We start from the raw sequence: 716 nt of genomic DNA, 5'->3' as shown, positions 1-716 counted from the left end.
AGCCCGGGGTCGGCGACATCGACTCGCTCGTCGACTCCGTGCGCTCCGCAGGCCTCGAGGTGCGTCTCGAGCGCACGGGGGACGCGGGCGCGCTCTCCGGCGGCCACCAGCTCGCGGTGTATCGGATCGTGCAGGAAGCGCTCACGAATATTCTCCGTCATGCCGGTGCCCGCGCGACCGCGTCGGTTCGCGTCGCGGTCGAGAACGACGGCGTCATCGTGTCGATCGGGAACGATGGTGTCCCGTCGGGGTGGACGGATCGGCGCGATGCGGTCGTGTCCGGCCACGGCATCATCGGAATGCGGGAGCGGGCCGGCGCGTACGGCGGAACCCTGGACGCGGGACCGACGGCCACGGGCTGGCGCGTCGTTGCGAGGATCCCGACCGGACGGGGAACGGACTCATGAGCGGATGGAGCGACGAGCAGACCATGATCTCGGTGCTCATCGTCGACGACCAGGCCCTCCAACGCGTCGGGATGCGGATGTTCCTCGCCGGCCAGGAAGGCATCAGCGTCGCGGGAGAAGCCGCGGACGGTGGCGCCGCGGTCCGGCAGACCGAGGCGCTACGACCGGATGTCGTGCTGATGGACATCCGGATGCCGGGAGTCGACGGCATCACCGCGACGCGTCGCATCGTCGGGAGCAAGACCGACGGTCGACACGGACCGTGGGTGCTCCTCCTCACCACGTTCGACCTCGACGACTACGTGCTCG

2 protein-coding genes are annotated in these 716 nt (G+C 69.8%); both read left to right on the top strand.

What is annotated here, in order from left to right:
• Positions 1-407, top strand: a 407-nt coding sequence (locus tag AC4FQ5_RS19710) for a sensor histidine kinase (protein WP_491146255.1), incomplete at its 5' end; no start/stop codon positions are given.
• Positions 404-716 (top strand): response regulator (locus tag AC4FQ5_RS19705; protein ID WP_491146251.1); only part of this gene is annotated, 313 nt, incomplete at its 3' end. The genes AC4FQ5_RS19710 and AC4FQ5_RS19705, both read left to right, overlap by 4 nt.

The organism is Chryseobacterium sp. DT-167 (assembly GCF_058310155.1).
This window is presented reverse-complemented; position numbering and strand designations above follow the sequence as displayed.